This window comes from Planctomicrobium aquicomposti (assembly GCF_051466325.1).
Lineage (GTDB): Bacteria > Planctomycetota > Planctomycetia > Planctomycetales > Planctomycetaceae > Planctomicrobium.
Map to the genome: position 1 here is coordinate 3,896,383 of NZ_CP195792.1, position 25,903 is coordinate 3,922,285.

The 25,903-nt window shown below is 59.3% G+C and carries 23 protein-coding genes; 11 read left to right on the top strand and 12 right to left on the bottom strand.

The features are described 5' to 3' along the window. Nucleotides 1-231 precede the first annotated feature (231 nt). The 3 genes from SH664x_RS15035 to SH664x_RS15045 all read right to left on the bottom strand — a co-directional run bounded on the left by SH664x_RS15035 (nucleotide 232) and on the right by SH664x_RS15045 (nucleotide 3,888). Nucleotides 232-597, bottom strand: a complete 366-nt coding sequence (locus SH664x_RS15035) for a VOC family protein (RefSeq protein WP_437202268.1) — start codon at nucleotides 595-597, stop codon at nucleotides 232-234. Between the two features lie 115 nt (nucleotides 598-712). Then, nucleotides 713-2,245, bottom strand: a complete 1,533-nt coding sequence (locus SH664x_RS15040; protein WP_437202270.1) for a TolC family protein — start codon at nucleotides 2,243-2,245, stop codon at nucleotides 713-715. A 635-nt stretch (nucleotides 2,246-2,880) separates the two neighbouring features. Then, on the bottom strand, nucleotides 2,881-3,888 hold the full coding sequence (locus SH664x_RS15045; protein ID WP_437202271.1) for a Gfo/Idh/MocA family protein: 1,008 nt from the start codon (nucleotides 3,886-3,888) through the stop codon (nucleotides 2,881-2,883). Nucleotides 3,889-4,239: 351 nt separating this feature from the next. On the opposite strand from SH664x_RS15045, the gene SH664x_RS15050 reads away from it, so the two are divergent. Continuing rightward, on the top strand, nucleotides 4,240-4,806 hold the full coding sequence (locus tag SH664x_RS15050) for a hypothetical protein (RefSeq protein ID WP_437202273.1): 567 nt from the start codon (nucleotides 4,240-4,242) through the stop codon (nucleotides 4,804-4,806). A 144-nt stretch (nucleotides 4,807-4,950) separates the two neighbouring features. Continuing rightward, nucleotides 4,951-5,682, top strand: a complete 732-nt coding sequence (locus SH664x_RS15055; RefSeq protein WP_437202275.1) for a DUF2293 domain-containing protein — start codon at nucleotides 4,951-4,953, stop codon at nucleotides 5,680-5,682. A 16-nt stretch (nucleotides 5,683-5,698) separates the two neighbouring features. On the opposite strand, the gene SH664x_RS15060 is transcribed toward SH664x_RS15055, so the two are convergent. From SH664x_RS15060 to SH664x_RS15080, 5 genes are all read right to left on the bottom strand, one after another. Continuing rightward, nucleotides 5,699-6,553 carry an HpcH/HpaI aldolase family protein gene (locus SH664x_RS15060; protein ID WP_437202277.1) on the bottom strand — a complete coding sequence of 285 codons (855 nt, stop codon included), beginning with the start codon at nucleotides 6,551-6,553 and terminating at the stop codon, nucleotides 5,699-5,701. Between the two features lie 10 nt (nucleotides 6,554-6,563). Then, complete coding sequence (locus tag SH664x_RS15065) at nucleotides 6,564-7,622, bottom strand: Gfo/Idh/MocA family protein (RefSeq protein WP_437202278.1); 1,059 nt, start codon at nucleotides 7,620-7,622, stop codon at nucleotides 6,564-6,566. Further along, nucleotides 7,609-8,424: an SDR family oxidoreductase gene (locus SH664x_RS15070; protein ID WP_437202280.1), complete on the bottom strand. Its 816-nt coding sequence runs from the start codon at nucleotides 8,422-8,424 to the stop codon at nucleotides 7,609-7,611. The genes SH664x_RS15065 and SH664x_RS15070 overlap by 14 nt, the downstream gene beginning before the upstream one ends. Beyond that, the gene (locus tag SH664x_RS15075; RefSeq protein ID WP_437202281.1) at nucleotides 8,421-10,079 is read right to left on the bottom strand and encodes a sodium:solute symporter family transporter; all 1,659 of its coding nucleotides are present in this window, start codon (nucleotides 10,077-10,079) and stop codon (nucleotides 8,421-8,423) included. The genes SH664x_RS15070 and SH664x_RS15075 overlap by 4 nt, the downstream gene beginning before the upstream one ends. Nucleotides 10,080-10,154: 75 nt before the next feature. Beyond that, entirely contained in the window at nucleotides 10,155-10,877 is a 723-nt protein-coding gene (locus SH664x_RS15080; protein ID WP_437202283.1) for a FadR/GntR family transcriptional regulator, read from the bottom strand. A 524-nt stretch (nucleotides 10,878-11,401) separates the two neighbouring features. On the opposite strand from SH664x_RS15080, the gene SH664x_RS15085 reads away from it, so the two are divergent. The 3 genes from SH664x_RS15085 (at nucleotide 11,402) to SH664x_RS15095 (ending at nucleotide 14,613) form a co-directional block, all read left to right on the top strand. Further along, on the top strand, nucleotides 11,402-12,295 hold the full coding sequence (locus SH664x_RS15085; RefSeq protein ID WP_437202285.1) for a DUF1559 family PulG-like putative transporter: 894 nt from the start codon (nucleotides 11,402-11,404) through the stop codon (nucleotides 12,293-12,295). Nucleotides 12,296-12,457: 162 nt separating this feature from the next. After that, a complete protein-coding gene (locus tag SH664x_RS15090; protein ID WP_437202287.1) occupies nucleotides 12,458-12,871 on the top strand; it encodes a hypothetical protein in 414 nt (137 codons plus the stop codon). 329 nt (nucleotides 12,872-13,200) lie between these two features. Further along, nucleotides 13,201-14,613, top strand: coding sequence for a hypothetical protein (locus SH664x_RS15095; protein ID WP_437202288.1), 1,413 nt, complete (start codon nucleotides 13,201-13,203; stop codon nucleotides 14,611-14,613). Nucleotides 14,614-14,736: 123 nt separating this feature from the next. On the opposite strand, the gene SH664x_RS15100 is transcribed toward SH664x_RS15095, so the two are convergent. Next, entirely contained in the window at nucleotides 14,737-16,206 is a 1,470-nt protein-coding gene (locus SH664x_RS15100) for a serine/threonine-protein kinase (protein ID WP_437202290.1), read from the bottom strand. A gap of 293 nt (nucleotides 16,207-16,499) precedes the next feature. Here SH664x_RS15100 and SH664x_RS15105 point away from each other — a divergent pair, with 293 nt between their 5' ends. The 3 genes from SH664x_RS15105 to SH664x_RS15115 all read left to right on the top strand — a co-directional run bounded on the left by SH664x_RS15105 (nucleotide 16,500) and on the right by SH664x_RS15115 (nucleotide 19,695). Continuing rightward, complete coding sequence (locus SH664x_RS15105) at nucleotides 16,500-17,111, top strand: hypothetical protein (protein WP_437202292.1); 612 nt, start codon at nucleotides 16,500-16,502, stop codon at nucleotides 17,109-17,111. Continuing rightward, nucleotides 17,108-18,796 carry a hypothetical protein gene (locus SH664x_RS15110; RefSeq protein ID WP_437202294.1) on the top strand — a complete coding sequence of 563 codons (1,689 nt, stop codon included), beginning with the start codon at nucleotides 17,108-17,110 and terminating at the stop codon, nucleotides 18,794-18,796. Before SH664x_RS15105 ends, SH664x_RS15110 begins: the two co-directional genes overlap by 4 nt. Nucleotides 18,797-19,011: 215 nt before the next feature. Further along, nucleotides 19,012-19,695: a hypothetical protein gene (locus SH664x_RS15115; RefSeq protein ID WP_437202295.1), complete on the top strand. Its 684-nt coding sequence runs from the start codon at nucleotides 19,012-19,014 to the stop codon at nucleotides 19,693-19,695. 107 nt (nucleotides 19,696-19,802) lie between these two features. Here SH664x_RS15115 and SH664x_RS15120 read toward each other — a convergent pair whose 3' ends face one another. Then, the gene (locus tag SH664x_RS15120) at nucleotides 19,803-21,236 is read right to left on the bottom strand and encodes a hypothetical protein (RefSeq protein WP_437202297.1); all 1,434 of its coding nucleotides are present in this window, start codon (nucleotides 21,234-21,236) and stop codon (nucleotides 19,803-19,805) included. A 306-nt stretch (nucleotides 21,237-21,542) separates the two neighbouring features. Between SH664x_RS15120 and SH664x_RS15125 the strand changes: the two genes are divergently transcribed. The 3 genes from SH664x_RS15125 (at nucleotide 21,543) to SH664x_RS15135 (ending at nucleotide 24,040) form a co-directional block, all read left to right on the top strand. Next, entirely contained in the window at nucleotides 21,543-22,511 is a 969-nt protein-coding gene (locus SH664x_RS15125; protein WP_437202298.1) for a DUF1559 family PulG-like putative transporter, read from the top strand. 117 nt (nucleotides 22,512-22,628) lie between these two features. After that, nucleotides 22,629-23,042 carry a carboxypeptidase regulatory-like domain-containing protein gene (locus SH664x_RS15130; RefSeq protein WP_437202299.1) on the top strand — a complete coding sequence of 138 codons (414 nt, stop codon included), beginning with the start codon at nucleotides 22,629-22,631 and terminating at the stop codon, nucleotides 23,040-23,042. A 371-nt stretch (nucleotides 23,043-23,413) separates the two neighbouring features. Then, nucleotides 23,414-24,040, top strand: coding sequence for a hypothetical protein (locus SH664x_RS15135; RefSeq protein ID WP_437202301.1), 627 nt, complete (start codon nucleotides 23,414-23,416; stop codon nucleotides 24,038-24,040). A gap of 141 nt (nucleotides 24,041-24,181) precedes the next feature. On the opposite strand, the gene SH664x_RS15140 is transcribed toward SH664x_RS15135, so the two are convergent. After that, a complete protein-coding gene (locus tag SH664x_RS15140) occupies nucleotides 24,182-24,613 on the bottom strand; it encodes a hypothetical protein (protein ID WP_437202303.1) in 432 nt (143 codons plus the stop codon). A gap of 517 nt (nucleotides 24,614-25,130) precedes the next feature. Next, on the bottom strand, nucleotides 25,131-25,838 hold the full coding sequence (locus SH664x_RS15145; protein WP_437202305.1) for a zinc metallopeptidase: 708 nt from the start codon (nucleotides 25,836-25,838) through the stop codon (nucleotides 25,131-25,133). Nucleotides 25,839-25,903 lie beyond the last annotated feature (65 nt).

Consider the following 25,903-nt stretch of genomic DNA (forward strand, 5'->3'; position numbering starts at 1 on the left):
AAAACGGGTCAATCACAAGTCAAATCGCCCCAGACGAGAGGGGCACAAAGGCTGTACCGAGGAAGGACGTCGACGCGAGAATCCGTCAGACCGGAGATCCAGACGCGACAGACGGCTTCGCAGCCCCTGCCCGTGCTGTGGACTTCACCCGGTCGCGGATGCAAAGCGGTTATACCGGGTCATTGGGGTCTTGCCAACAGGCACCGCGGCAAAGAGCGGGCGGCGCGGAGGTCACGCAGTTCGCGATTCGAGTGAGAACAGGTTTCCTTCCGGATCGTAACTGTGGCTGACGAGCACGCCGGGAGCCGGCGAAAAGATCGGCTCCAGCGCGACACCGCTTTGCAGCAGAGCGGCGCGAACTTCGGAAAGGTTCTGAACGGCAAACACAATCTTGGCGGCATCGGTCCCCTGTCCCCGCCCCACCACCGTGCGGACAAGCCTGCAGACTCCGGTCGGGATGACGATCCCATACTTCTCCGAGTCGTCGACACACTGGGGGAACTCACCAGACAGGCCAAACGTGTCGCGCTCGAGCCGGGCTGCCCGATCCCTCTCGGTGGCATCCAGAATGACTGGACCGTGAGGACTCCCGGGCATGGACTCTCTTCCCCGGAAACCGCTCGTTCTCTCGCATTCCCGCACAGCACTGTGGCGACCAACGATCATCACAACCCCGCGGTGTGGGGCTGGGCAGATCAGCCATCAACAGGCGTTATTGCTGGGAGAGTGCCTGGTCACGCAGTGCGGAATCGACCTGGGTGTCGGGCGTGTCTTCGAGAGCTCCACTGAGCAGCATGCCATCGATCAGGCAGCTGGCTTCTGCCAGATCAGCCAGGGCATCGACATAGAGAATATTGGAATCGAAGAAGATTCTGCGCGAGACGAGAATTTCGAGGAAGCTGTTCTCGCCGGCGACGTAGGCTTCTTCCGCAAGCTGCAGCATCTTCTTCGCACGCGGCAGAATCTCCTGCTCGTACAGATTGACCGTGGTGGCCGCAGTATCGAAGTCGCGGGAGTTGCGGGCGAGCCGGGCCTTCAGCCCCAACTGCAGTCGTTGCAGATCCTGAGTCGCCCGACAGTACTCTCCATAGGCGGCGGAGATATTTCCATCGTTATTGTTGAACACCGGGATCGGCATGTCGACCTGCACGTTGATCATGCTGGATCCGGTGCCGTTGTCATGTCCCGCGCCGAACAGCAGTCCCAGGTTGGGGACCGCCTGCACTTCCTGACGGCCGAGTTGCAGCTGGGCGCGCGCGACCCGGGCGCAGGCGGCCCGCACTTCGGGGCTGACAGCCACGAGCTGGTGGTAATATTCGTCCCAGTTACGGCTCTCGGACGAGACACGCAATTCACCGACCAGCGGCGTCGGCTGCATGTGCGGAATTCCGCTGACGGCCGCGAGTTCGCTCCAGGCGGCTTCATAGGAGATATGCGATTTCTTGCGGATCAGCTCGACTTCACTATATTGGATCTCCGCCTGCAGCACTTCGACCGTCGACCCTTCCAATGCCTTGCGCCGCATCTCGGCGATGCGGACCCCTTCGGAAGTGACCTTTTCAAATTCGAAAGCGAGATCGCGACGGCGTTGCGCGGTGAGGGCTGCGTAGAACTGACGACGAACATCGGTCAGCACACGGTAACGCTGCGCTTCCACTTCCCAGAGCTGCGTTTGCACTTCCTGGTCGAGGACGCGCGTGCTGCGGCCGAGCTTATCGGCCGTCACGATGCTTTGAGTGACAAAGGCGGTGTGCTGGTCGGTTCCGGCATCATCCAGCTGCGTACCGTTATAACCGATGCTGGGGTTCGGGTAGCGTCCGACCTGTCGGCGAAAGCCCTGCGCTTTGGCCACGGTGGCATTGGCCTGCCGGATCGCAGGATTGTTCTCCAGCGCGATCTGCTCCAGTGCCTGCAGCGTGAGGGCCCCCGCGGCGTTTGATTCCGGTTCCGGATGCAGAGCGTCTTCGAAATCGGCAGCGATCGTCGGTTCGACTGGAGCGGGAGGGGCCAGCTCGGCAGGGGAGGCGAGCTGTTCTGCGGCGGTCAACTGGACCGTCGCTGGCGTTGATTCCGCTTCGGCAAGGGGTGAAGCCACGGCCTTTGTTTGCGGTTCTGCGATCGGCTTCGCTGCGATCCTGGCTTCCGGCAGCAGCATGGAGGTCCATGACTGAGAAGTCTGGCAGCCCGACCATAATGTCAGGCCACCCAGACAAACGGCAAATCCCTTCGCCAGTTGAGAACTCATCGTGTGAACTCACCTTGTAGACTGAACTCGGGGGCGAGTGGGACTGCCCCTGAATGGATTCCAGCCCGAATTCATCTCGGCCCGCGCAAATGGCAAGCCAATGGCCGCAGCAGTTCTATCGGTCCTTCCAACGGTGCCTGTCCTGCCCGTCGAAGGGACAACATCGTTCCTAGGGAAGAGTGGACCGGCTTCACACTCAGAACCTGCATAGACGGAGAATTCGGAACCTGTCGATCCGTGGTTCGACTTGAATCCGATTCCCCAGATTCCTTGAATCCGGCCTGTTTTCTGGTCGGCGGGACAGTTGAATCGCTTGTGACGACCAGTTTGAGAGGCACGGAGAGTCTCAGGAGGAGGTTCCACTTTCCCGCGCGGGAAGTGTTTCGTTTGATGAAATGCTGATTTTCGTGTGCCGAGAACAGAACACCAAAACCGGACATGCTCTCAAAAAAAACACCGCGAAGGCTGTCCCTCGCGGTGTTCGGTCGTTTTCCGGCGATCGACGAAGTGCACTCTTTCAGCGGGAGTCGGTCCTTCCTGGCTCCCGGTCCTGCGCGTCTGTCGGTAGGGTGACGATGTGATACCGATTAAACGCCCAAAGGAGTGACACGGCTTAAATGCTGAATGTTCAAACGCTATTCCGGTCGGTTCTGACCGGCAGCCTTAAACAGGGTGTCAAGCTTGACCGGAACTCCTCCCTGCCGACGGCTTTCGTCAGCAGCGTCCATGAACGCCAGGATTTCCAGTGACTCCACGGGGTTCACGGGAGAGGTATTGGTACGGAAGAATTTCACGATCTGCTCGACAAGCAGGGAATAGTCGACCGGGACTTCACTGTACTCGTTGCCGCTCTTCCCAAAGACCAGCGCCCCGAAGCTGGAGCGTCCATCGCGCGTGCCGCGATACGTGGCAATGCGGCCATCTTTCCATTGCCCGGTGACAACGTCCGCCCCGGCATCATGCGTACGGGTGACCGTTTCACAACCGGGGCCCATGATCGTAAAGAGCATCTCCACACCGTGAATCCCGTACCAGTACAGGTCGGGATGATGTTCTTCCAGGCTGCACGGACCATAAGTCACGCACCCGAGAACCGGGCCGATCTTGGGAGCATTGAGATACTTCTGGATCTGGGGAGCATACCGCAGGGACGAACTGGAGAAGCAGGGGACACCCTTCTCTTTGGCGAGAGTCAGTAATTCGATCCCCTCTTTCAGCGATGAGGCCAAGGGCTTGTCGACAAACAGTGGCTTGCCGGCAGCGATCACTTCCCTGGCCTGCTGAAGATGCACCCGGCCGTCCACGCTGTTCATGATGACGACGTCCACCTGTGCGACCACGTCGGCGATCGACGGGACGATTTTCACGCCCAGCGCAGCGACTTCCTCGGTGAACTTGGGCAGGCGCTCAATGCTCGAGGGGATATCAGGACTGCCGCCGGGAAACGCGGCCACGACCCGGACGTTCTCCAGTCCTGGTTTGGAAGGTGTGGAGTTCAGGAGCGCGGTGAAGCGAACGCAGTGTGAACTGTCCAGACCGACAAGACCGACTTTGAGCGGAGGCGGGTTCGAGTCGGCTGCGAAAGAGCTGGCAGCCAGGGAAAGCATGGCCAGGAAGGCCCAGGACGTTTTGGAAAAAATCATCTCGCAAACTCACTTCAGGCTCACACTGATGGCCCGCCTGATCCGGAGCCGGGGATCGATGCGGGGCGATGTAGAGGGAGGTTGGTGACGACCGATTCTGTCGTGCGCACACACTCGACTGAGCAGCTTCAGCAGCATCCAACATCGCATTGCAAAGAACAAGCTGTGCTCTCGGCAATTCTGCAAAACTCGGCAAATGCGCGTTGCAGTCTGCGTGGATCAGAGGCAAATCGAGTGAGCTTTCAGTAAAATCACAGGAGATTTGGAGGGGAAATTTCGTATCAGTTTCCGACCTGATGCGGCCTGCTGATCGCCCCCCTTGCCAACGCTCGAACTTCATCCAGAGTTGCAATGTCCACTTCTGTTGCCGAGGGGAACACGCTGTTCCCCATTTCCCGGTTTGTGATTCGCTTGAGCCTCTGCCTGCTCATCATTCTGGGGATGGCGATCGCGGTGCATTTCGCCGAACGGTTCCTGTTCGGACGCCCGGACAGCTACGGCTTCTCGATCTGCCCGACCGCATTTTTCGCCTGCAGTCTACTCTTCATCAGTACGGGAGGCCTGCTGGGCTTTACCACGCTTTCGGAGAGTTTGCCTCAGTTGGAAAAGCGGATGATCGCCGGACTGCTGATGGGGGCGACCGCGCTGGGGACTCAGACTTACGGGATCTGGTGTCTGCTGCCGGAGCGTTTTAATCCTGAGTATCCACGCGTCGGCCTCTCGTTGATTCTGGTGGGGCTGCATCTGCTCGGCTGCATTCTCGTTCTGCTGGTGGCCAGCGCAGCGGTCGTGCTGATCACGGGGGGAGCGGACCGCCCCGTCACCCGGCAATTGCTGCGTGTCTGCGGCCTGTACTGGTTTGGGATGGGCCTCTGCTGGACCGCCCTGCTCTGCGGCTTTTCGATTCTGCTGGGGTGATTGCGGTTGGTTGGGATTGGACCGACCAGATCACCGACCCGAAAAAGTGGGTCAACCGGATGGACACATTGCGTTAACATTCGCCGCTGCTGTGACCGAAACTGTTGTGTCTTCTCCTGTTCGTTGCCTCGCTGACCTGCCCTCATGCCCGCTCCTTTGTATGCCCCTGGTCCGGCGGACCGCACCGTGCGCGCCGCAGATGGAAAAGTTCTGACCGTTCCTGCTGGCTGGATTCTCTTTCCTCCCGGTGATGCCGCCTTGACGCGACGAGTCAAAGCCGCCGGTGAGTTCTGGGCCGTTGCTGAAAAGCGGGGACGTAAAGTCTTCTCCAAAGGAATCTGGGCTCCGGCGGAAACGATTGAACGAATCCAGGCGGACCTCTTGCAGGAACGTTCCACCGAGACGTTCGCCCGCAAGAAAGAGTCGGATGCCCGGCGACGCGAGAAGAAGCAGAACGAGTATGTAGAAGACTTTCTGGGTGCTGTCCGCAGCTTCCTGAATTTTCATCCCGCACATGCGTCGCTGGAGGAAAAACTGGCGACCGCGGTCACGACGCATGCCACTCCGGTCGGCAGCGGAACGGTGGCGAGAACGCAGCGCATTCCCGTGGAACAGCGCGCTGAAGCTGCGGTGATTGCCTGGATGCGTCATCAAACGACCGCGTATGACAACATGCAGATTCCACGGGTCAAGGGGAAACGGCGGGAAGTCCGACGGATGCTGGCCCAGCGGTCCAAGCAGCTGTTGTCGCGCTATCGCCAGAGTGAAGTGATCAGAGGAGATTGCCCCCTGGCAGCAGCCCTCACTGAGGGTCGTTCAGCCCCTTCTGGCGATCACAACGTCAGGTCGCAGCCCGAGGCTCACAGCGAGTCATGATCGGCTCTCCCGGTCGTCACGCATCGGCTGCGGCATAGACCGAGTGGTGCTGACCATCGATCGCCGACTTCTTCCCAGCACCGTTCTTGGTCCGTGACAACCCCGCGATGGCCCCTTGTGCGTCGACCATCTGCTTCTTGAAGTAGGCGGCCAGCCCCAGCACATCCGCAGCGACGTTGAAGTAGCGGTATCCCATTTCGATCAGTCGCGGCAGTTCGGCGGGAGCGCAGGGGGTCCCCGCGAAGATTCCCTGCCGCTGCGTAGCCCGCACGACTTTGCGGCGTGCTTCATCAATCCGGGGGTCAGCGAACTGGCCCGGAATGCCCAGACACTGGCTGTAGTCGCCGGGACCGAAGAACAGAATGTCGATCCCCTCGATGGCGGCAATCCGGTCGACCTGTTCGACCGCCGTCGCATTCTCGATCTGCACAATCACCATCCGTTCGCGATTGGCTTGATGCAGGTAGTCGGCGAGCGGCGTTAAACCGTAATCTCCATCGGCCCCCGCTCCGTCCAGTGGTCGAAGACCGGTGGGATGGAATCTCGCCTGTCGCACAATCTCGCGGGCGTCGGCTTCGTCACGAATGTGCGGCACCATGACGCCCGCAGCATCCATTTCCAGCGGACGAATCAGGTCGCTGTAGCTGCCGCGCGGCACACGCACAATCACATCAACATCATAGATTTTGGCAGCCCGCACCTGGTTCTCGACGACCATCAGTGTGTTGGGAACGTGCTCCATGCAGGTCCACACGGCATCGAAGCCGGCCAGGCTGGCGACCTCGACGACCCGCGGATCGGCAAAGTTAAGTTTGGCGCTGAGGGCCACTTCTCCGCTGCGAAGTTTCCGCAGGAGTCGGCTGGGACGCATGATAGACCTCTCAAGGATTCACGAGGAGCGCGGACGGGGAAACTTCGATCTGTCGGCCCGTTTGCAGACTCTCGATCGCCGCTTCGGCGACCCGGAGCGCTGCAAGTGCTTCCGTTCCGTTCACCAGCGGAGCCACACGCTGAGACCGGCACTGGAAAAAATGGTCGAGCTGTTGACGATAGATGTCATCAACCCGTCCGGTAATCTTGTCGAGTTCGATCCGGGTGTCCTGCGCGGGGTCACCATGACGCAGACACTGCAGGGTTCCTGTCATGACGTCGTACAGGAGCGTGCCTTGATCTCCGTAGATCTCCAGATTCCGACGCTGCGGATGCTGGACATAGTCGAGATGAACCTGCACGAGCGCCTGTGATTCCATCACCAGTGACAACTGCACGACGTTGGGCTGCGGCTTGTGAGCGAGTCGGCCGAGCTTGGCCGACGTGGCGCTGACGGCGCTCACCTCACCCAGAATCCAGCGCAGAAAATCGAACTCGTGCGTGTAGTCGAACAGCAGTGCATTGGGAGCGAAATTGCGGTCGTCGTGTCGCGAATTCAGCAGCGTGATATAGGTGCCGATCATGGCGCGGGCCCCCACGATCTTACCGATGACCCCTTCCGCCACCAGTTCACGCACCTTGGCGAGACCGGGTTCGAATCGCAGCATATACCCGACCTGCAGCACCCGGTTCGCCTGAGCGGCGGCCTCGATGATCGCCAGTGCCTCGTCACTCCGTGTGCAGATCGGCTTTTCGATGAAGACATCGCAGCCTGCTTCCAGAGCGGCCAAGGCCATCGAAGCGTGGCGACTGTTGGGGGTGCAGATCAGTACGGCGTCTGGCTGTGAGGCGAGCGCTGCGGAATAATCGTTCCAGCAGCGAGCCGGCGGCGACTTCAGCACGGCCAGTGTTTCGTCGAGGAAACGCTGCTGCAGGTCACAGAGGGAAAGTTCGACATCGCTGCGTTCGCTGAGCAGCCGTGCGTGACGGCGGCCGATAGAACCGACGCCGACAACGAGGATGCGGGCTGGTGATCGTTCGTCGCTGAAACGATTGCTATTGCCAGACACTGAAGCCTCCATCGATGACCAGATTGTGGCCGGTGACGTAGCTGGACGCATCGCTTGCCAGAAAAACGACAGCCCCTTTGAAGTCGGAAACGCGTGCCATTCGACCCAGCATGGTTTTTTCGGAGTAATTCTCGATGAAAGGGGCGGGTTGATTTCGCTCGATGCCGCCCGGAGAGATGACGTTCGAGCGAATGCCATCGCGGCCGAGGCAGGCCGCCAGATCCCGATTGAGGGCGATCAGCCCCCCTTTCGCAGCGGCATAGTCGAGTGTCTGCGGCATCATGCCTTCCGGATAGACCCGCCGATCCCGACCAATGAGCCCCGCGATGCTCGCAATGTGAATCACAGAGCCTCGCCCTTGCTTGCGCATGACCGGTGTGACTTCGCGACTGACCAGCCAGGGAGCCGTCAGGTTGAGTCGTTGCAGGCGGTCCCAGTCGGAAACCTGACGGTGTTCGAAGTGGACGGCCTCCTGATCGTGCAGTCTCCCTCCCCCGCCGACGTTATTGACCAGAATGTCGATGCTGCCGAAGTCGCTGACTGTCGACTGGACCAATTCCCGGATCTGTTGCTCATTGGTGGCATCGAGAGCAGAACCGACAATTCGTCGACCGGTTGCTGCTGAAAGCTGCGCTGCGGTGTCGAGAGCGGGAGATGCATTCCGCGACGTGATCACCCCGTCTGCGCCCGCTTCGGCGAGTGCCGAAGCCAGTTCCCGGCCAAGGTCCCGTGCACCGCCGATGACGAGAAAGACTCGCGCGGACAGGTCGAAGAGATTCGTAATCGATGCAGACGGGCTCATGCGGTCGAAGCCTCCGCTTTGCAGGATCGCAGTGAGAAAATGTGGCTGGCGAGCGTGCCGGTGGTCAGGTTCACCAGTAAGGATGAGACGCCAATCCACTGAAAGCTGATGGGATAATCGAACAGTGAATCCGAGAACGCGACCAGCACAGCGGTGGTCAGGCCGCACACCGCCCCAACCAGCACGCCGGCCGAGTTGGCGCGGGGAATGAACAGCGCGAAGACAAAGAGTGCGAAAATGGACGGGGTGAACAGGTTGGCGGTCCGCTGAATCAGTTCCAAAAAATTACTTTTGATCTGGGCCATCAGCAGGCTGCAGGTCAGAACGAACAGACCAATCGCGAAGGTGAGCCCGCGCATGGCCCAGGCCCGTCGATGCTCCGATGAAAAGCGGATTCCGACACGGTCAATCCAGTCGGTCAACAGGACGGAAGTTAAGGCATTGAGACCCGAGTCGAGTCCTGACATCTGGGCTGCCAGCAGAGCGGCAACAATCAGGCCGGTGACACCGATTGGAAGTTGATGGGCGATGTAGTAAGGAAAAATTCGATCCGCATCGGTTTTCAGGTTGAGCCCCTGCGGCAGCAGGTCGACGTGGGCTTGATAAAATCCCATCAGTGCCAGTCCCACGAAGGAGAGCAGAACAATAATCAGCGAAGCGGCGAGCAGGCTGATTCCATAGGCTCGGCGGGCAGCGCTGACGCTGTGCGTGGACATGAAACGCTGCACGGAGAGTTGGTCTCCCCCTGCGGTGCAGGTGTTCCACACAGCTGAGAAAATGATGGTCCCCAGCAGTGTCGCGCGGGTTGTCGAATCGAATGGCAGAACAGGCTGAACGTCCCAGCCGGAATGCCAGCCGTGGGGAATCCAGCTGAAGCCGCCCAGTCCCCAGGTGACCGTGCCGATCACCAGCAACGTCCCGCTGAGCAGCAGAATGGACTGCATGACATCGGCAATCATGACCGCCTTCAGTCCACCCAGTGAGGTGTACGTGATGGTGGCGATGCCGGTGATCAGGCTCAGCCCGATGGCCCAGATGGCCTGCTGCTCGGGGGGAATGCCGATGACCGTGACCATCGCAGTGGCGCCGATGAACGTCACGACCGACATCCACAACAGCCGCAGCAGGATGAAGAGCGTTGCACCGAGCAGCCTGATCGGGAGACCGAGCCGGGCTTCCAGCAATTCGTAGGCGCTGGTGACCTGATGTTTCATGTAAGCCGGAATCAGCACGTAGGCGACGACCGCATACGCCAGCGGAAATCCCAGCAGCCAGGCCAGAATCACCGGACCTTTGCCAATCATCTCCCCCGGAAACGAAAGATAAGTCACCGTGCTGAGCAGGGACGTGAAGAGCGAGACTCCGGCGATCCAGGGATTCACCGCTTTGTTGACGACAAAGTAATCGCGGCCCGCCGCAGCCTGCCGTGAACAGACCCAGCCCAGGACAATCAGCCCGGCGACATAGGAAATCACAATTCCCCAGTCGAGGACCGTCAGTCCCTGCTTCGCCAGGTTCATCGCCTGCGGTGACGATGCTGCCGCTGCCGACTGAGCGGCGCACAGGGAACCGCCCATCACCAGCCACAGCAGGATCAGGCAAAAGGCAGTTCTGGCCTGCAGGCAGGCGAGGCGGAGACCGTGCGGAACGGACAACGATTGGCCTTTGGTTTGAGGTGAGGCTGCGAGAAGCCCGACCGGTGCAGCTGTGCCTGGTCGACTGCTCGCTGCTTATGCGGGTGGCCGATGGGCATTGATGATTTCGACAATCGGTAACAGATGGGCGGACATGACCCGGGCCGCTTCTGCGATATCCCGGGCGGCAATGGCTTCTGCGAGCGCCTCGTGTTCTTTCACGATCCGCAGGTCCGGCAAGGACAGAAACTTTTCACTCTGGCGGAAGTAGTTGACGAGTGTCTCGTGCAGCTGCGAGGCGAATTCGCTTCCGGTGGAGTCGAACAGCGTTCCGTGAAACTCAAGTTCCTTTTCGAGAAAGGCGTGACGCAGTCCGAACGGATCTCCTTCAGCTGCTTCCACCATGGCCCGCATCTCCGCCGCCAGCGATTTCAGACGGGCGATCTGTTCTTCGGAGGCATTCTGAACAGCCAGCAGCAAGGCTCCCAGTTCGACGACGACGCGGAACGCGGCCAGTTCGCGCCACCCTTTTTCGTTCGCGGCGGTATGGGTAAAGACCTTGCTGAGAATCGGGCGGATATCTGCCTCGGCGACAAAGACTCCGGTCCCCTGTCGCGAGGAAACGACCCCAAGTCCACGGAGGGCGCCAATCGCTTCCCGGACAACGGTTCGTGAAATGCCGTGGTGTTCTGCCAGTTGCAGCTCCGTCCCCAAGTGGGCGCCGGGGCCGAGGCGTTCGGTATGAATGCGGCGCAAGATGGTGTCGACCAGTTGTGTGCTGAGCGACTTGGTGTCTTTTTTGAGTTCGTTGTGATGCATGGGGATGATCGTCGTGGTCGAAGGCGTCAGCGTACCAGTGGATATTATCGTACAAACGAAATGCGTCAAGAGGGGCGGCGAAAGGGCTTCCAGGAGTCAGTGTTCTAGGTGTGGTTGTCGGCTGTAATACGGTTTTGGGGTGGTTCTGGTTCTTGGGGGTGTGAGTGGATTTTTGAGGAGAAACATTACTGATGCCCGCATTTTCGGGTTCGGATGGGCTTCGGGTGTTCTAAACAGCGGTGCTTTTGCGAGTGTTCGGTGAATTCTTGCCGGCGGCTGACATTTTTGTAAAAAAAACGGCTTGCAATTGTATGGCAATCTGTTAATTGTCATACAAACGTGGTACTGTTCAGTGGCTTTCATGTGTTTCGCCGGGCATCTGCTTTTCGGGGTCTGCACCAGTGTTTGCCACTGGCGGTCGTTCTGTGGTGCTGGATTGCTGTGGCAGTTTTGGCGTTCTTCAGGTTTTATTGATTGCGGTTCTGTACTGATTCCTTTGATCTCTCCCGATAAGGAATGACGTCATGCCTCATCGTTCTCGTGCGACTCGAAAAGTTGGCTTCACGCTGATTGAATTGCTGGTGGTCATTGCGATTATTGCCGTGCTGATTTCACTGCTGTTGCCGGCGGTGCAGCAGGCCCGCGAAGCGGCCCGCCGCTCGCAGTGTCAGAACAACCTCAAGCAGATCGGGCTGGCTCTGCACAATTACCATGACACACACGGCATCTTTCCTCCCGGGTTCTCGTTCAACCTTCCCGACTTCACTTCTCCGCATGTGACGAACGCCAACGCCAAGAGCCTGATCGGCTGGCAGGTGATGATCTTTCCTTATATTGACCAGGCTCCGCTCTATAACGAGATTCAGTCAACAGGAGCCTTTGACAAACGCTGGCTGGCAGTCACGGCATTTACGACTTCTCTGGCCAAATCGCGAATTCCGGCATACCTCTGCCCTTCGGATACGTTCGGCGGGATCAATACTTCTTCCAATGGACTGGGCTACGGCGGCACCAACTATGCCGGCTGTTATGGAGGTGACTTCGGCCCCAACTGGACCGGAATTCTGTTCCCGAACTCAGCGATTCGCATTCGGGATGTCACCGACGGAACCAGCCTGACCATGCTGGTCGGGGAACGGGAATACACGACGCCGCTGCGAAAGGCCTCGGGACACGGCATCTGGCCGGGAGGGATCAGCAATATTGCCGATTACACCATTGCTGCCACGACGAAGAATCACCCGAACACCATTCTGAATTCCGCGTTGGGGACCTCTGCGTTCAGCAGCATGCACGAAGGAGGGGGATACTTTCTGTTCGCCGATGGGCGCGTCCAGTTCCTGAGTGAGAATATGGACACCAAGAACTATGAACTGCTCGGCTTCCGCGCAGATGGAAATTCCATCGGTGACTTTTAAGGCTTGTTCCCTGGGGGCGTGCCAGCCCCTTGAGGCCCGATGCCGCGACGCATGACGCCGCACGTGAATCGGATCAGAGGGCCTGCTCAGGTGCTCGGTCTTCCGCTTTGATTCGTTCAGGTTTTGTGAGTGAACGTCCCCGTTCTTGAAGCGACAACAACTATGAAGTTCTCGATTGCCTTCTTCTTTCTGGCATGGGTGGCGACCTCCGCGGCGGGATGCGGCGGCCACAAGGATCGGCCGGAACTCGGAAAGGTTCAGGGGACCGTCACACTGGACGGCACCCCCCTGCCCGGTGTGCTGGTTGCCTTTTACCCGGAGACGGGCCGCTGCTCCGGCGGTTACACGGATGACAAGGGGCACTATGAACTGGTCTATCTGCGCGATGTCAAAGGAGCCAAGCTCGGCGTGCATCGCGTGATGATCACCGAGGATAACGATCCGGCCGGAGGAACACCGAGGCGGGGAAAATCAATGATCGGTCCCCAATACAACACAAACACGACCCTGGCTGCAAAAGTCGAGCCGGGTGAAAACACGTTTGACTTTTCGCTGACATCGGACGGCAAAAAGTGAAGTGCCGTCTGCTGTTTTCCCGTCCCAGGTCGTCGGAAGCAGTTTCAGAGAGTCGCACCAGGAACAAGGTGCATCGCTGAATGCGGGATGCGTGCCTCGTTTTCTCATCCCACATAACGGTCGCGGATCAGCTGCCAGCGATCAGAGATGGTTCGGACCGGAAGGGCGTTGACAGCGACTGGGGTCCGCTGCGCTCTCGACACCCTGCCGCTTCACACACTCTAGTGGAACACGAAAGGCACTTCCGCGCCTTCCCACTTCGTTCTTCATAGAAGATGTCCGTCGGGCAGCGGACACTCTTGCACCGGCAACGCCCTGAAGGAGAGGTTATGACCAAGTCCAAAATCTGGGTGTCGATGGCGTTTCTTCTGTCGCTCGCCACTCCAGCGCTCTCGGCTGATCCGGTCGACATCGGCTCCCGCAGAGAACTCTTTCTGGATGCGGAACTCATCGACCAGCTGAACGGTTTGTCGCTGAAAATGCACACTCCCACGCTGATGCCCGTCACGAGTCCGTGTCCGCAGATGCACTATTCGACAATCCTGCATGACAACGGCAAGTACCGCATGTACACACGGATCTATCTGGATCCGAAAGTCGACTGGAGTTCCCATGGTTGGGATGTGGCCCGCAGGAATGAATTCACCATCCTGATTGAAAGCCGCGACGGCTTGCGCTGGGAATCCCACCCCCTCGGGGTGATGGACGTGAAGGGGATTCCGGCAGGAAATGCGATCATCGGTACGAATGAGCCGCTGGTGGTCCATAACTTCACTCCCTTCATCGATCTCCGGCCGGGAGTCACGCCCGACGCCAAGTACAAGGCGATCGGCGGCATGCACTATCAGCCGCAGTTCAAGAAGTTCGAAAAAGATTTCGGACCCGATGGGCTCTACGTGTTCCAGTCGGCGGATGGCATTCACTGGAAACGGATTCAGGAGACGCCGGTCATTCCCTCGACCTGGGGAACGTTCGATTCGCAGAACGTGGCGTTCTGGTCCACTCTGGAAAACCAGTACGTCTGCTACTTTCGCACGTTTGTGAAAGGGTTTCGCAGTATCAGTCGCACGACGTCCGATGACCTCCTTCACTGGACCACACCTGTCCCGACGGATGCCAATCTGCCGGGTGAGCACCTCTATACGAATGGCGTTTTTCCTTACCATCGGGCGCCCCACATTTATGTCGCCATGCCGACTCGCTTTCAGGCCAAACGAGGTGCGACCACAGACATTATGCTGATGTCATCGAGAGGGGGAAACACGTTCACACGGACCTTCAAAGAGGCCTATATTCGACCGGGGCTGGGCAAGGACGGATGGGGGAACCGTTCAAACTATGCTGCCCTGAATGTCATCCCGACGAGCAGTTCGGAACTGTCGATTTATCTTGCCGGGAACCGCCGTTACACCCTGCGGTATGATGGATTTGCTTCCCTGAATGCCGGGTCTGATGAAGGGGAAATGGTGACTCGTCCGTTGATCTTCTCCGGGAAGGAACTGGAATTGAATTATTCGACCAGTGCATCAGGACGACTGCGGATCGAGATTCAGGATATCGATGGCAAGCCCCTTCCCGGGTTCGAACTCGAGAACTGCAAGCCGATAGTCGGTGACGTCATTGAGGGCATGGCTGTCTGGGACAGCGCCAGCGGTGCGGATGTCAGCTCTCTGACGGGGAAACCGGTTCGCCTGCGGATCGTGATGGAAGACTCTGATCTTTACTCCTTCCGGTTTAAGTAATCGACCCGGTTGGGCGCTCAGCGCGGTGTGGGGCCAGCAGACGCCTGACGAGAGACGAGCCTCTGCGCCGATGCAGAAACTTCTGCATTGCGGTCGATGCGGCCCATTGATGAGCAACCTGCTCTACCCGCCCCAGTACCAAGCCGCAGCGAACAATGACCCGAGCAGCGCCACGGCGACTGCGATGCCGATGGACCAGTGACGCAGCCGACGGGCGCGCAGTTCGGTGCGGTCCGGTCGACGAATCGCCGAACTTTCGGACTCCAGCTGATCGGCAAGGTCCTGATCAAGCCAGACATGGGCTGCTTCCTCCAGCGTGGGGGATGTGGCTGCTCGCTCCATGCGAATGGTGCTGGGCTGAGATGCCTGAATGGCATCGGTGTCAGAGGGGGGCGTCATCGCCGAATCCCATGCCGTATCCTGGGTTCTCACGGAGCTGGAGGATTCCGGATCGAAGCCCCCCTGCAGGCCGAGCCGGTAGCGCCCTGACTCGGTCACCGGGAACAGTGTGGCCGAAGCGGAACGCAGGCTCAGCGCTTCCCATTCGGCTCCACCGTTCTCGCTGAGCCAGTCGGTCAACTGATTCACCACGTCCCCAGCGGACTGGATCCGTTCTTCCCGCTGTTTGGCCATCATGCTGCGGATTATGGCCAGCAAGGATGCAGGAACATCCTGCCGAATCTGTTCGATCGGGGTCGGCTCTTTCAGTTGGTGGTCGAGCAATCGTTGTGTGAAGTTCCCTTCGAGAAACGGGGCGCGGCCCGTCAGCAGAAAGTAGAACGTGCACCCGAGGCTGTAAATGTCGGCGCGATGATCAACGGTATGACTGTCGATTGCCTGTTCGGGAGCGAGATAGTCGGCGGTGCCGATCACTTTTTCTTCGTGGCGCACGGTGAGCGAGAGGTCTTCACCTTCCTGAATCACGCGTGCGAGCCCCAGATCCATCAGCTTGACGACCCCGTACGAGTCGACAATGAAATTGCCGGGCTTGATGTCGCGATGCACCATTCCGGCGCGGTGGGCATGGTCCAGCCCGAGCGCTCCCTGGCGAAGATACTCCGCAGCCCGGACCGGCGACAGCGGACCCGAGGACTGGACCAGGTCGAACAGGTTGCTGCCGTTGACGTACTCCATCACCAGGAAATGAATCTCGAGATTCCCGTCGAGTTGATGATCGATGTCATAGGCCCGCACGATATTCGGATGGTCGAGAGCGGCAACCGCCTGCGCCTCGCGTTGAAACCGTTCCACGTACGAAGCTTCTTTCACCAGCTTCCACGGCAGGACCTTGATCGCGGTCAACCGTTTCATGACGACATGCTCTGCCAGATAGACGGAGCTCATCCCCCCTTTTCCGAGCAGACTGAGCAGGCGGTACTTGCCGAGAAAGAAGCCCTTGTGCTTCCCCTGCAGCAGCTTGGCCCCCTGCCACGCAGTGATCGCCTGCTGTTCCACGAGGAAGCGGGCAAAACTGTCGGCCGATTGATTTCTCGCGGAATCCCGGAAGTCGGCGGCCAGTTTTTTGTATGCAGCGTCGTCCAGCAGACGACTTCGTCGCAGCACGCCGGCAAACGATTCGAGTGAAATGCTCATCCGCGGTGTTCAGCGGTCATGATCTGGTAACGTCCAATTCGCACATTTACTCTATCCGAAAAAGCGGGGCTGTGCCGCTCCACGGGCTGATTTCGGTTGTCTCGGGGCCGGGATCAATCACCCGTCATCCTCCAGCTGTGCTGGTCTAATACACGAGTATGTCTTCACGATTTCGGCCCTGAGTTTTGACCTGAAGGGGCGTTGGCGCGCGACCAGTCCCGATTGGGTGAATTGGCACTGTCGGTCTGTTTTCTGCGGCGGCAGTGCTGAAGGACACTCCATCAGGACGACTCATGACGTTCGAGCCGGGCGACATTGCCGCCTGCCACGGGACTGACTGGACCAGCCGTGTGATCCGCTGGTCAACGGCATCGTTCCTCCCTCCCCGCCGGCTCATGCTGGGGCCGTCGCATGTCGCCATGATCTGCAGCTGGCAGGGGGAGCAGATCTGGGTGGAATCGACCCGGATGTGCCGGACGAACTGTCTGATTCACGGTCGACCTGTTTCCGGGGCACAGGCCCATCTGCCCGGGGACCGCATTGCCGACTACGTGTTGAACGGCGGCCGGGTCGATCTCTATCGACTGACGGCCGTCAACCGGCTCTCACACGACGAACAGCGACTGCTCACGGCCCTGCTGATGCAGTTTTTTGTGATCCCGGGAGTGAATTATGACCTCGGAGGTGCGTTGCTGTCGGGCACGCGGGTCTTTCAGTGGAGCCGCCTGTTCCCTCGCGCCAATCTGGAACAGCTGTTCTGCTCTGAACTGGTCGCTGCGGTGGTAATGCGTTTGAACCGCATGAATCACGCCAATCCGACCCGCTTCAATCCCGCCCGCCTGCTACGGACGCTGGTACAGACGGGGAAGTATGAATTCGTTCAGTCTCTGGCAGGAACGAGATGACCCCTCCCACCCTCGCGCGCACGCTGCTGCCGCTGCTGCTGACCGGGTTCCTGCTGAGCTCCTCGCAGCGCGCAGTCCTTGGTGAGAATTTCCGCTGCGCGGATGCGGAACTGTGCAGCGCGGCGGAGACGTCACGCCACCGTTCAGCGCTCTTCTGGTCGGGTCGGCCGCTGCCGGGGAACTGGTCTCTCCCCTGCCCCATTGTCGTTGTGGGACGGACCGGAAGCGGTCATGGCAAATTGCAGCTCCGATTTGATCGGGGAGAAGTCTTTGGCTGGCGAATGTTGATTCAGGGGGAACGGTCCACCCTGCTGAATGATGTGATTCCTCACGAGGTCGATCACGCGGTGCGGGCTTCGCTCATCCGCCATCCGATCGAGCGCTGGCTGGATGAAGGCTGTGCGAGCCTCATGGAATCAGCCCCTGCGCACGCAGCGCTCCGCAGCCGCATGGCGACGAAGACCGTCAACGACTTCACGCTCGAGTGGCTGGCGGCGGAGTCCTATCCCTCGAACGCGGGGGAAAATGAACGCCTCTACTGCCTGGGCTTTTCGCTGGTCGAGTTCCTTCTGCAATGCGACTCACCTCGACGACTGCTCGATTTTCAGCGCGATCCCCGCCCCATTGAGGAGCGGTTGCGGCTGTATTATGGCTGCACCGTGAAAGAACTCCACCACAACTGGCAGCAATGGCGAACCGCACGGGAGGCACGGGGGTATGACTGTGCCGCGTGTGGATGTCAGCTGCATCCCGGGAGCCCTGGCGCTGTCGTTCCCGAAGGAATTCCGGTGCTGACGATCTGGACGGCGGAGTGGTGTCTGCACTGCCATCGATTGCGAAAAGACATCGCAACCAATGTCGGGTTTCGAGAGGAACTGATGGCGCGGTTTACGGTCAGGTTTCGTGATGTCGAACACGATCCCGCGGCGGGACTGGAGCCACCTCCCGTCCTTCTTCCCGCGTTCGACTGCGGCGGTAAGCGACTGACCGGCTATCACAATCCGGGCGAGTTGCTTGAACGGCTGCGCGGCCTGTCGGCCCCGTCCTTTTCTCCGGAACCAATCGATCGTGAGCCCCCACCCCCATTGGTGGCTCCCCCGGATGTCCCGCTCCCGTCGGTTGTCATCGTGCCCCCACTGACCTCTCGACCAACTTCCACGCCTCCCTCCAGCAGCCAGCCCGAAGAGACCCGCGGCGGCAAGTTGATTACGGTTTCCGGGGGGGATGACATGCGCTGGGTCGGTGTCGCCCTGCAGGTGTTGAAGTGGACGGGAATCTGGAGTGGAACTCTGGCGACGGGTGGACTCGGGGGCCTGGCGATTGGCGTCGGTGCGTGGCTGGTCAAACGCCGGCTCGCGGCGAAGTTCCGCAGCGCAGCGACAAAACCATCGGTCGCCTTGACACCCGAAGGGAGGGATGCGGCCTGGCCAGCCCCCTTTCCCCGACAGCTGGATGAAGCACGTCAGTTACTTGAACTCAGCCAGGCAGAAGGACGTGTGGGAGTACTTGATACGCTCCGCGGCCTCTTCCTGCAGGATGAACTCGACAAACTCAGCCAGTCCGCCGATCTGCAAGCCAGCAGCGTTGCGGAGCGGCTGCGGAGGGCGATTGATGAGCGTGTGGAGGAAGTGGCGCCATTGACCACTCAAATCGGCCAACGGAACGGAGGCGTCTCCGGAAATTAAGGCAGCTTGACTTTCGATCTGCCTGGACCGCCACGAGGGGGTTGCCATTGATCCGTCACCGGGTGGGCTACAAGGGGGACAGCCAGAGCAACCTGCTCAAGACTTCGTCCACGCGGGGCCTTCGCCAAAGAGTTTGACCGGAATTCCCGGAGGCGACCCGTACGCCCCCGGCCGAGATCCAATGATTCATTTCTTCAATAAGGATGGAGTCTCACATGCCGATCGGAGAAGCCGGTAAAGAACAGTTTCGCCGGGCGATCGTGACGATGCGCAATCTGCACATCGCCGCCGCCCTCTCCCCTGTGTTCACGCTGCGAACAGAATTGCTCGCTAATGATGAACTCTCAGATCGGGGTGGGTTCGATGACCCGACCCGCGATCATCTGATTTCGTTACTGGTGCATTGCGACCGCTGGCGGCGACGCGTCACTCACAACCCGGACAAAGAGCCGCTCGGCGACAAGATCGAGCGGGCCATCAACACGAATTGTGTGGTCGAGATCGGCGACAGTCCCTTCGGCGGGGATGATATTCAAAATCAGTCGGGTGGTCTGATTGATCTTCCGTATGCGCTGGATGGGTCGGACCCCGACATCCCCTTGCAGTCGCAGCTCAAGCTGAAGAGTACGCACGCCATCGTGCTGCTGGGAGCCATTGATAAGGCGATTGTCGCCTGGACCCGTATTAACAGCCGCGACCGGACCCGTTTTATTACTCGCTATGATTCCATGCGGGTGTATGGCCATTATCAGGAGATTCTGGGTTATCTCACCGCCTTTGGTGGTGATGCCAACCGCGTGGATGTGGCGCAGGTGCTGCCGACGGAAGAACCGCTCGGAGCCGACGACAGCCCGAACCGTCGCACGGAAACGACCGCGACGACGGCTCTCAAGTTGTAAACGTGACTTTCAGATCCCGGACAGAAAGAAGCTCCCTCTGCTGCAGCGGGAGCTTCTTTGATTAGTAGGGACCGAAACAGCACACGCAATCGACCTCTCCGCTGCGCTCAGTCGGCCCAGTGAAATCCATAGAGCCGAGCCGACTGCAGCGTGAAGCGGATCGAGACCGGTTTTGCAGACTCACCCGTTCGTAGAGAATCGTTCCACCGGACTTCGTGTGCGATGTCATCGCCGGTGATCTCCTTCCGGTAGCCTGGGAGAAGACGGCGGTCCGCATCGAGAAGCTCCACCACCACGCTCCCCGCACTGGCATCGGCATTGATGAAGAGGGGGCCCCCACCCGGTGGGAGCAAAACGGTTTCTACAATTCCGATTCCGTTTGTTTCGGGACTTAGCGAAACAAACCGATTCCGTTTCCAGGTAGCCAGTCCGATCGCACGGCGTTTGGGAGGGAGCGTTCCGCCATGCCCGACGTTCATTCCCGAATAGTAGATCCACGTTTCATTACCCACATCCAACAGATTACCCACGCCAAAAATTGCCCCCTGATCAAAATGCCCCGCGCGGGGTTTCAAGATCGTCGGTCGTCCCGCAAATCGCTCCCACTTCACGCCATCCCGGCTGTAAACCATTTCAATTGCCATCGGGCCCTCATCCGCACTCTGATGCGGGGCCGGCTGGATCGGCATCCGCTCCAACTGACAGATGGTGACGAATCCCAGAAACAGACCAGCGCGAGGGCTGACCGTCATCCGATAGAAGTGCGTCCGCTGCGTCTCGGGACGGGTCACCCACACATCATCGGTTTCGTCCGGAACGAGAACTTCCACGGGGGCTGACCAGCTCTGAAAGTCGGTGCTCCTGCTGAGGCTGATCTTCCGACGGGATCGCTCCTCCTCCTGATCCTCAATCCGCAGATAAGCGAGAAACTCGCCCGTTTGGGGAGAGCGAGTGAGCGTGATGTTGTCACCGCCGGAGACGAGTTTTTTCGTCTCGGTCCAGTGGAATCCATCGGCAGACCGGGCCGTCAGATAGCCCCCTTTGCCGTAGCCCGCCATCCAGAACTGCGCCCTTGCCGGGGATCTGTCGAAGACGACACTGGGGCTGTGGAAATCGAAGACGATGTTATTGCTGGAATCACGATTCCACGTGTAGAGTTCCAGAACTTCCCGTTCCCAGTGGACTCCATCAGCGGACTTCGCCCGCAGCACAAGATCCTTCTTGCGAGAGTGAGTCAATCGTTGATCTTTTGCGGAGTCGTCGAGCAGATGAGCGTGGTACCACATCTGGAACTGCTGACTTTGCGGGTCGAAGTCAACGGTCCCCACATGCAGTCGAACGGATTCCCAGGGACGTTCCGGTTCGAGAACCGGTTGCGGCAGGGGCTCCGGAGGATGAACCGTTCGGACCACCCGCTCGCGCTGGGCGATGTGTCCATCGTCTACGAACAGCACCACGTTTCCGGAGGGAACTTCTGCCACCGTGGAACCGACGCCGACGGTTCCGGCGATCACGGCTGTGAGCAACAGCAGCTTTTGCATCGGGGACATTCTTTGCAAGTGAGATCTGCCGGGAACGATGGGGCAATTCCGGAGCGGGCGGTCCCTGGAATGAAAACGGACTCCGCTCTCGGTCTGTCGATCATCCCAGCGCCGCAAGCGGATCGCAGCCAGTTCCACCCTTTGCTGCGGAGAGGCTGCGAGCGGGCGGCGACACGAATCGATTGGACCGCAAAAAGCATAAAATGTTGTCGATTGTTTCGTCCGAGTGTCAATACGGGGAGGGATTGTCTCGCGATCGACATCTTGATCACTAAAGTAATTCGAGCATTGGATGGAGGCTAAGCCATGTCTCGTTTGAGGTTACGTCTTGGGTTCACCCTGATTGAGCTGCTTGTCGTCATTGCCATTATTGCCGTGCTGGTGGCCCTGCTGCTTCCGGCCGTTCAGCAGGCCCGCGAAGCGGCTCGCCGCTCCCAGTGTAAAAATAATCTGAAACAGATCGGCCTGGCGCTCGTCAATTACAACGAGACCCACGGTGTCTATCCGCCCGGCTGGGTTCAGCGTCCTGGATCAGCCGGTTACATCTACGACCCCGCCAACGTGACGGCGACCGGATTTCTGCGGAGTTCTGTCGACATGCCGGCCTGGGGCTGGGCGGCCTTCATTCTTCCCTATGTCGAAGAGGGGGGAGTTTACTCCCAGACCGTCGGCGCGAACGTGCTGCTGGAAAACATGATGACGCCTGACAGCATCATCATGAAGAAGCTGACGATTTACCGCTGCCCGTCCGACGTGGGGCCCGTGGTCCGGAATGCGGGCGGAAAGTGGATGAACTCCGCGATTTCCAATTACGCAGGAAACATGGGTCATCAGGGAGTCAAAAATGGTGCCGAAGGGGGCAAGCCAGGTGAAACGACCGGACTCTTCTGGGGGCAGAGCAATGTCCGCACCCGGGATATCACCGACGGCATGAGCAACACCATCGCTGTGGGCGAAGCAGCCCATGAGCACGGTGCCGAAATCTGGAACGCCAAAGCGTGGGCCGGTTGCCGCAAGGGGGGCGATGCTGAATGCATCAAAGACATTCTGGGTGATGGACGCGCAGGCATTAACACCCCGTCAACCGCAGGCACCGAACGGGCGGAAGCCTATCACAGCATGCACGCCGGGGGAGCCAATTTCGCTCTGGCAGACGGCTCGGTGCACTTCATCAGTGAGCATATCGAGTACAAGACCAAGCCCAGCAACAAAATCGACAGTGTGTACGAAATGCTGCTCAGCCGCGAGGACGGATTGCCGCTCGGTGCTTTCTGAGACCGGTGATGCTCTTTCCGGTTTCCACGTGAAGAGGGGAGAGCTCCCAAATTCCGAGCCTCCCCGATATGGAACGGGCCTGATGATTTTCCTGGCATGACAATGGAATTGCGCTCGATGAGATTGAACCTGCGGCTGCTGCGGTTGAGTGTTGTTGTTCTGGCGACGATGTCGTGTGCCGGATGCGGAGACAGCAATGAACCCAAATTCGGCGAGGTTTCCGGGCTCGTCACCCTCGACGGGAAGCCCCTTCCCTATGCGATACTGGAGTTCCAGAAAGAGGGTTCACGCCCCTCGATCGGCAAGACCGATCTAAACGGGAAGTACTCTCTCAAGTATTCCATCTCCCGCACTGGAGCTGTGCAGGGGAATCACAACGTCTGGATCGAAATGGGAGGGCCGGACGAGGGAGAGCCCCCCGCTCCCGGACCGTCGGTCACCTTACCGCGAAAGTACAACGTCGATTCCCTGTTGACCGCCGAGGTCAAAGCGGGAAACAACGAAATCAACTTCGCGCTCGACTCGAAGTAGTCCCGCAGTCCCTGCCGTGTTGATCGGCTGAACTGAGCGACCGGCAGAAGCCCCGACTTCTGTCAGTTTTCTTTTTTGCTGCGACGTGAAATGCCCGTGGCAGCGAAACCCCGCGATAGAAGCCGGAGACGGACTGCGGCGGAATCACTTGCGAAGGGCAACCTCTGCCGACGATGCTGTCGAATCCGGTCGGCAGGCTCACGCTCAATCACAGGCCGAAGACGGGCCTCTTGAAGAGTCAGCCGGTTCCGCCGCAACAGGAGAGAAGGCCGCCGTGCCCCACGACAACCCAACAGAAACTCAGGCCGGCGCAGATTTCCCAAGGGCATTTTGTTTTTTGATCGACCCGTTCTTGCCAGGCGGAACTGAGCATGTCATCACACGAACCGCTTGCTGCGCGGGCACTGGAAAGAGCAACCTGCCCCAGACAAACGCTGACGGTTGCCGCCGTCAGCCTGCTTTCGGTGCTGGGCTGGATTGTCGTCGGGATGGAACTCCATCGAGTCGCTGAAGGGAGGCTGTTTCTGTTCTCACTTTCCGGTGATCGCCCTGCCACTCCCCCTGAAGTGGCAGACGCCCACCTGCTGGCGACCGGACAGCGGTTCCAGGCGATGGTCGTCGTCCCGCTGCTGATCATCGCGGCACTCGGTTCCGTCCGTAAACTGCGGAAACAAGGCTGGCCTATCGAAAAAATCTGGTGGTGGGGGGCGGCACTCTTTCTGGTCGCAGCCATCGCGGATGGGGTGACGACGCTGTGGTTCTTTCATCGACTCGGCGTCGATCATGAACTGCACCCCGGAATTCGCCTGTTTGGATATGCCTACGGGCGGACGATCGGCCCCATTCTCGGCAAGGGGCTGCAGGCGATCGGAATTCTGCTGTTGGCGGCCTGGCGTCCTCGTTACGGGACCGCGTTGCTGCTGCTTGCAGCGGTGGTCTGCCTGGCGGCAGCGGGATATAACCTTTGCAGAACGTTGGCCAGTCCCCAGGCTGATTGACTCGGCCCTGCAACATTCGCTGCCTCATCACAAGGGAACCAGTCGGTTGCAGCTGATCGTCCGGCCGTCCGGAGCGGCCTGTCGAATAGTGACCTCAGGGCGGGGTCAGCCTCTCATGAGAAGGAGAGGAATCGGGCGCGTTCAGGCGTTTGCAATAGCGTGCGGCCAGTTCCTCATTGAGGGAGTCGATGCCGGCACCGGCCCGACCTTTCCCCCTCGTTCCTGGATCAGTTTTGCTGTCGGCAGAGTGGCATTGCAGTCCAGTTTTTGCATGGCAGCGAAGTCAATCCGGATCGTCTGCCGGATCTCGTCCAGATTGCAGCCATCAGCTTCCGGGATGGCTGCGGCATGGGGGCTGAGGTCGTCCCACGATGTCGGCCAGCGGTGATCGTGTTTGACAAACTCGCAAATCAGGTCAAAGGCGCCGCACGCTCGGGAATAGACGGTGAATGACTCACCAGCTGTCAGAGAAACCTTAAAAAATTGAACGAGGACCACCATGCCCCAGACAAGGCAAGCGGTGAGCAGGAGCGGCAAGACACTCGTCCTGAGAAAAGCCAGCAGCTTGCCCATGAAACGTCTCTCAAGTCAGACATGATGTCAGAGCCTGCCCACCGCTTCAGCGAGACGGCGAATTGCAAGCCTCCAAAAGCGTGCTGCGGAGTTGTCTATCTGCAGCAGAGGGTTTACGGGAGCGTTGGTTCCACACCTCACTGGGTGCACTCCTTGTCTCGACAACGGTCCGGTTGGCTCCGAGGTTGATTCGAAAACAGTCACCGCTTTTTTGAGGAGCAGTGACAGAGCATAGGACTTCCGGTCAACAGCTGCCTTTTGCTCAACACAAAGCCACTGCTGTACCGCATTCTGCTCTGGGCTGCCAATGGCGAGATCAATCGTCTTCTCGAGTCGCCCATCGGCAAATCTCGAGACAGTCCACGTTGCCGGCCCCTCTTCTCCACTCAAGCCAAATGAGATGGCGCTGACGAACAGAAGGACAACGACATGGCACGCTTTCATTAGAATTTACCAACGAGAGCGTACTGTGTTGAATTCAGCTCACATGACAGAGACCGGTTGTCATCGTGACACGTTAATCGTCACTTCGTGATCCGCCGAGCAGTCCCAGACGGAAGATGTAGTAGACGACCAGCAGAATCGACTGCAGCGTGGCCGCCACATACGTCCAGGCCGCAGCGTTCAAAACGTTTCGGACCGCACTGCTCCCGTCGAGATCGACAATCCCCATCTCGGTCAACAGCCGTTTGGCACGGTTGCTGGCGTCGATTTCGACCGGCAGGTTGATCAGCTGGAAAATGGCTGCGGCTGCAAATCCGCCGACAGCGAGCCACAGCAGCTGCTTGGAATACAGCGGCACGAACATGCCCAGCACCAGAAAGACCATGAACCAGATCGGTCCGAACTGCGCAGCCGGAACAGCAATCTGCCGCAGGGCCATCGGGCCGTAGTTCTGAGCATGCTGCAGAGCGTGTCCCGCTTCGTGGGCGGCAATGCCGACAGCAGCGGCATTCCGTCCCTGGTAGACGTCGTTGCTCAGGCGGAGCACGTGATGCGTGGGATCGTAGTGGTCAGACAAATGTCCGGTGGTCGACTCCACTTCGACATCCTGCAGCCCGGCGGCGTCGAGAATCCGCCGCGCGGTCGCGGCGCCGGATAATCCGGCGGGGACCTGCTGACCCGCGCTATAGGCATGTTTAATCCGGAACTGCGCCCAGACCATCAGCAGCAACGCCGGGGCGAGGATGATGAAGTACCAGATGTCGAAAAAGGGGTAGAACATCGGCAGCGGGCCCAATTCAAATTCACCAGGGGGAAAGTCCAACAACGTGCTTTGTCTCTCTCACG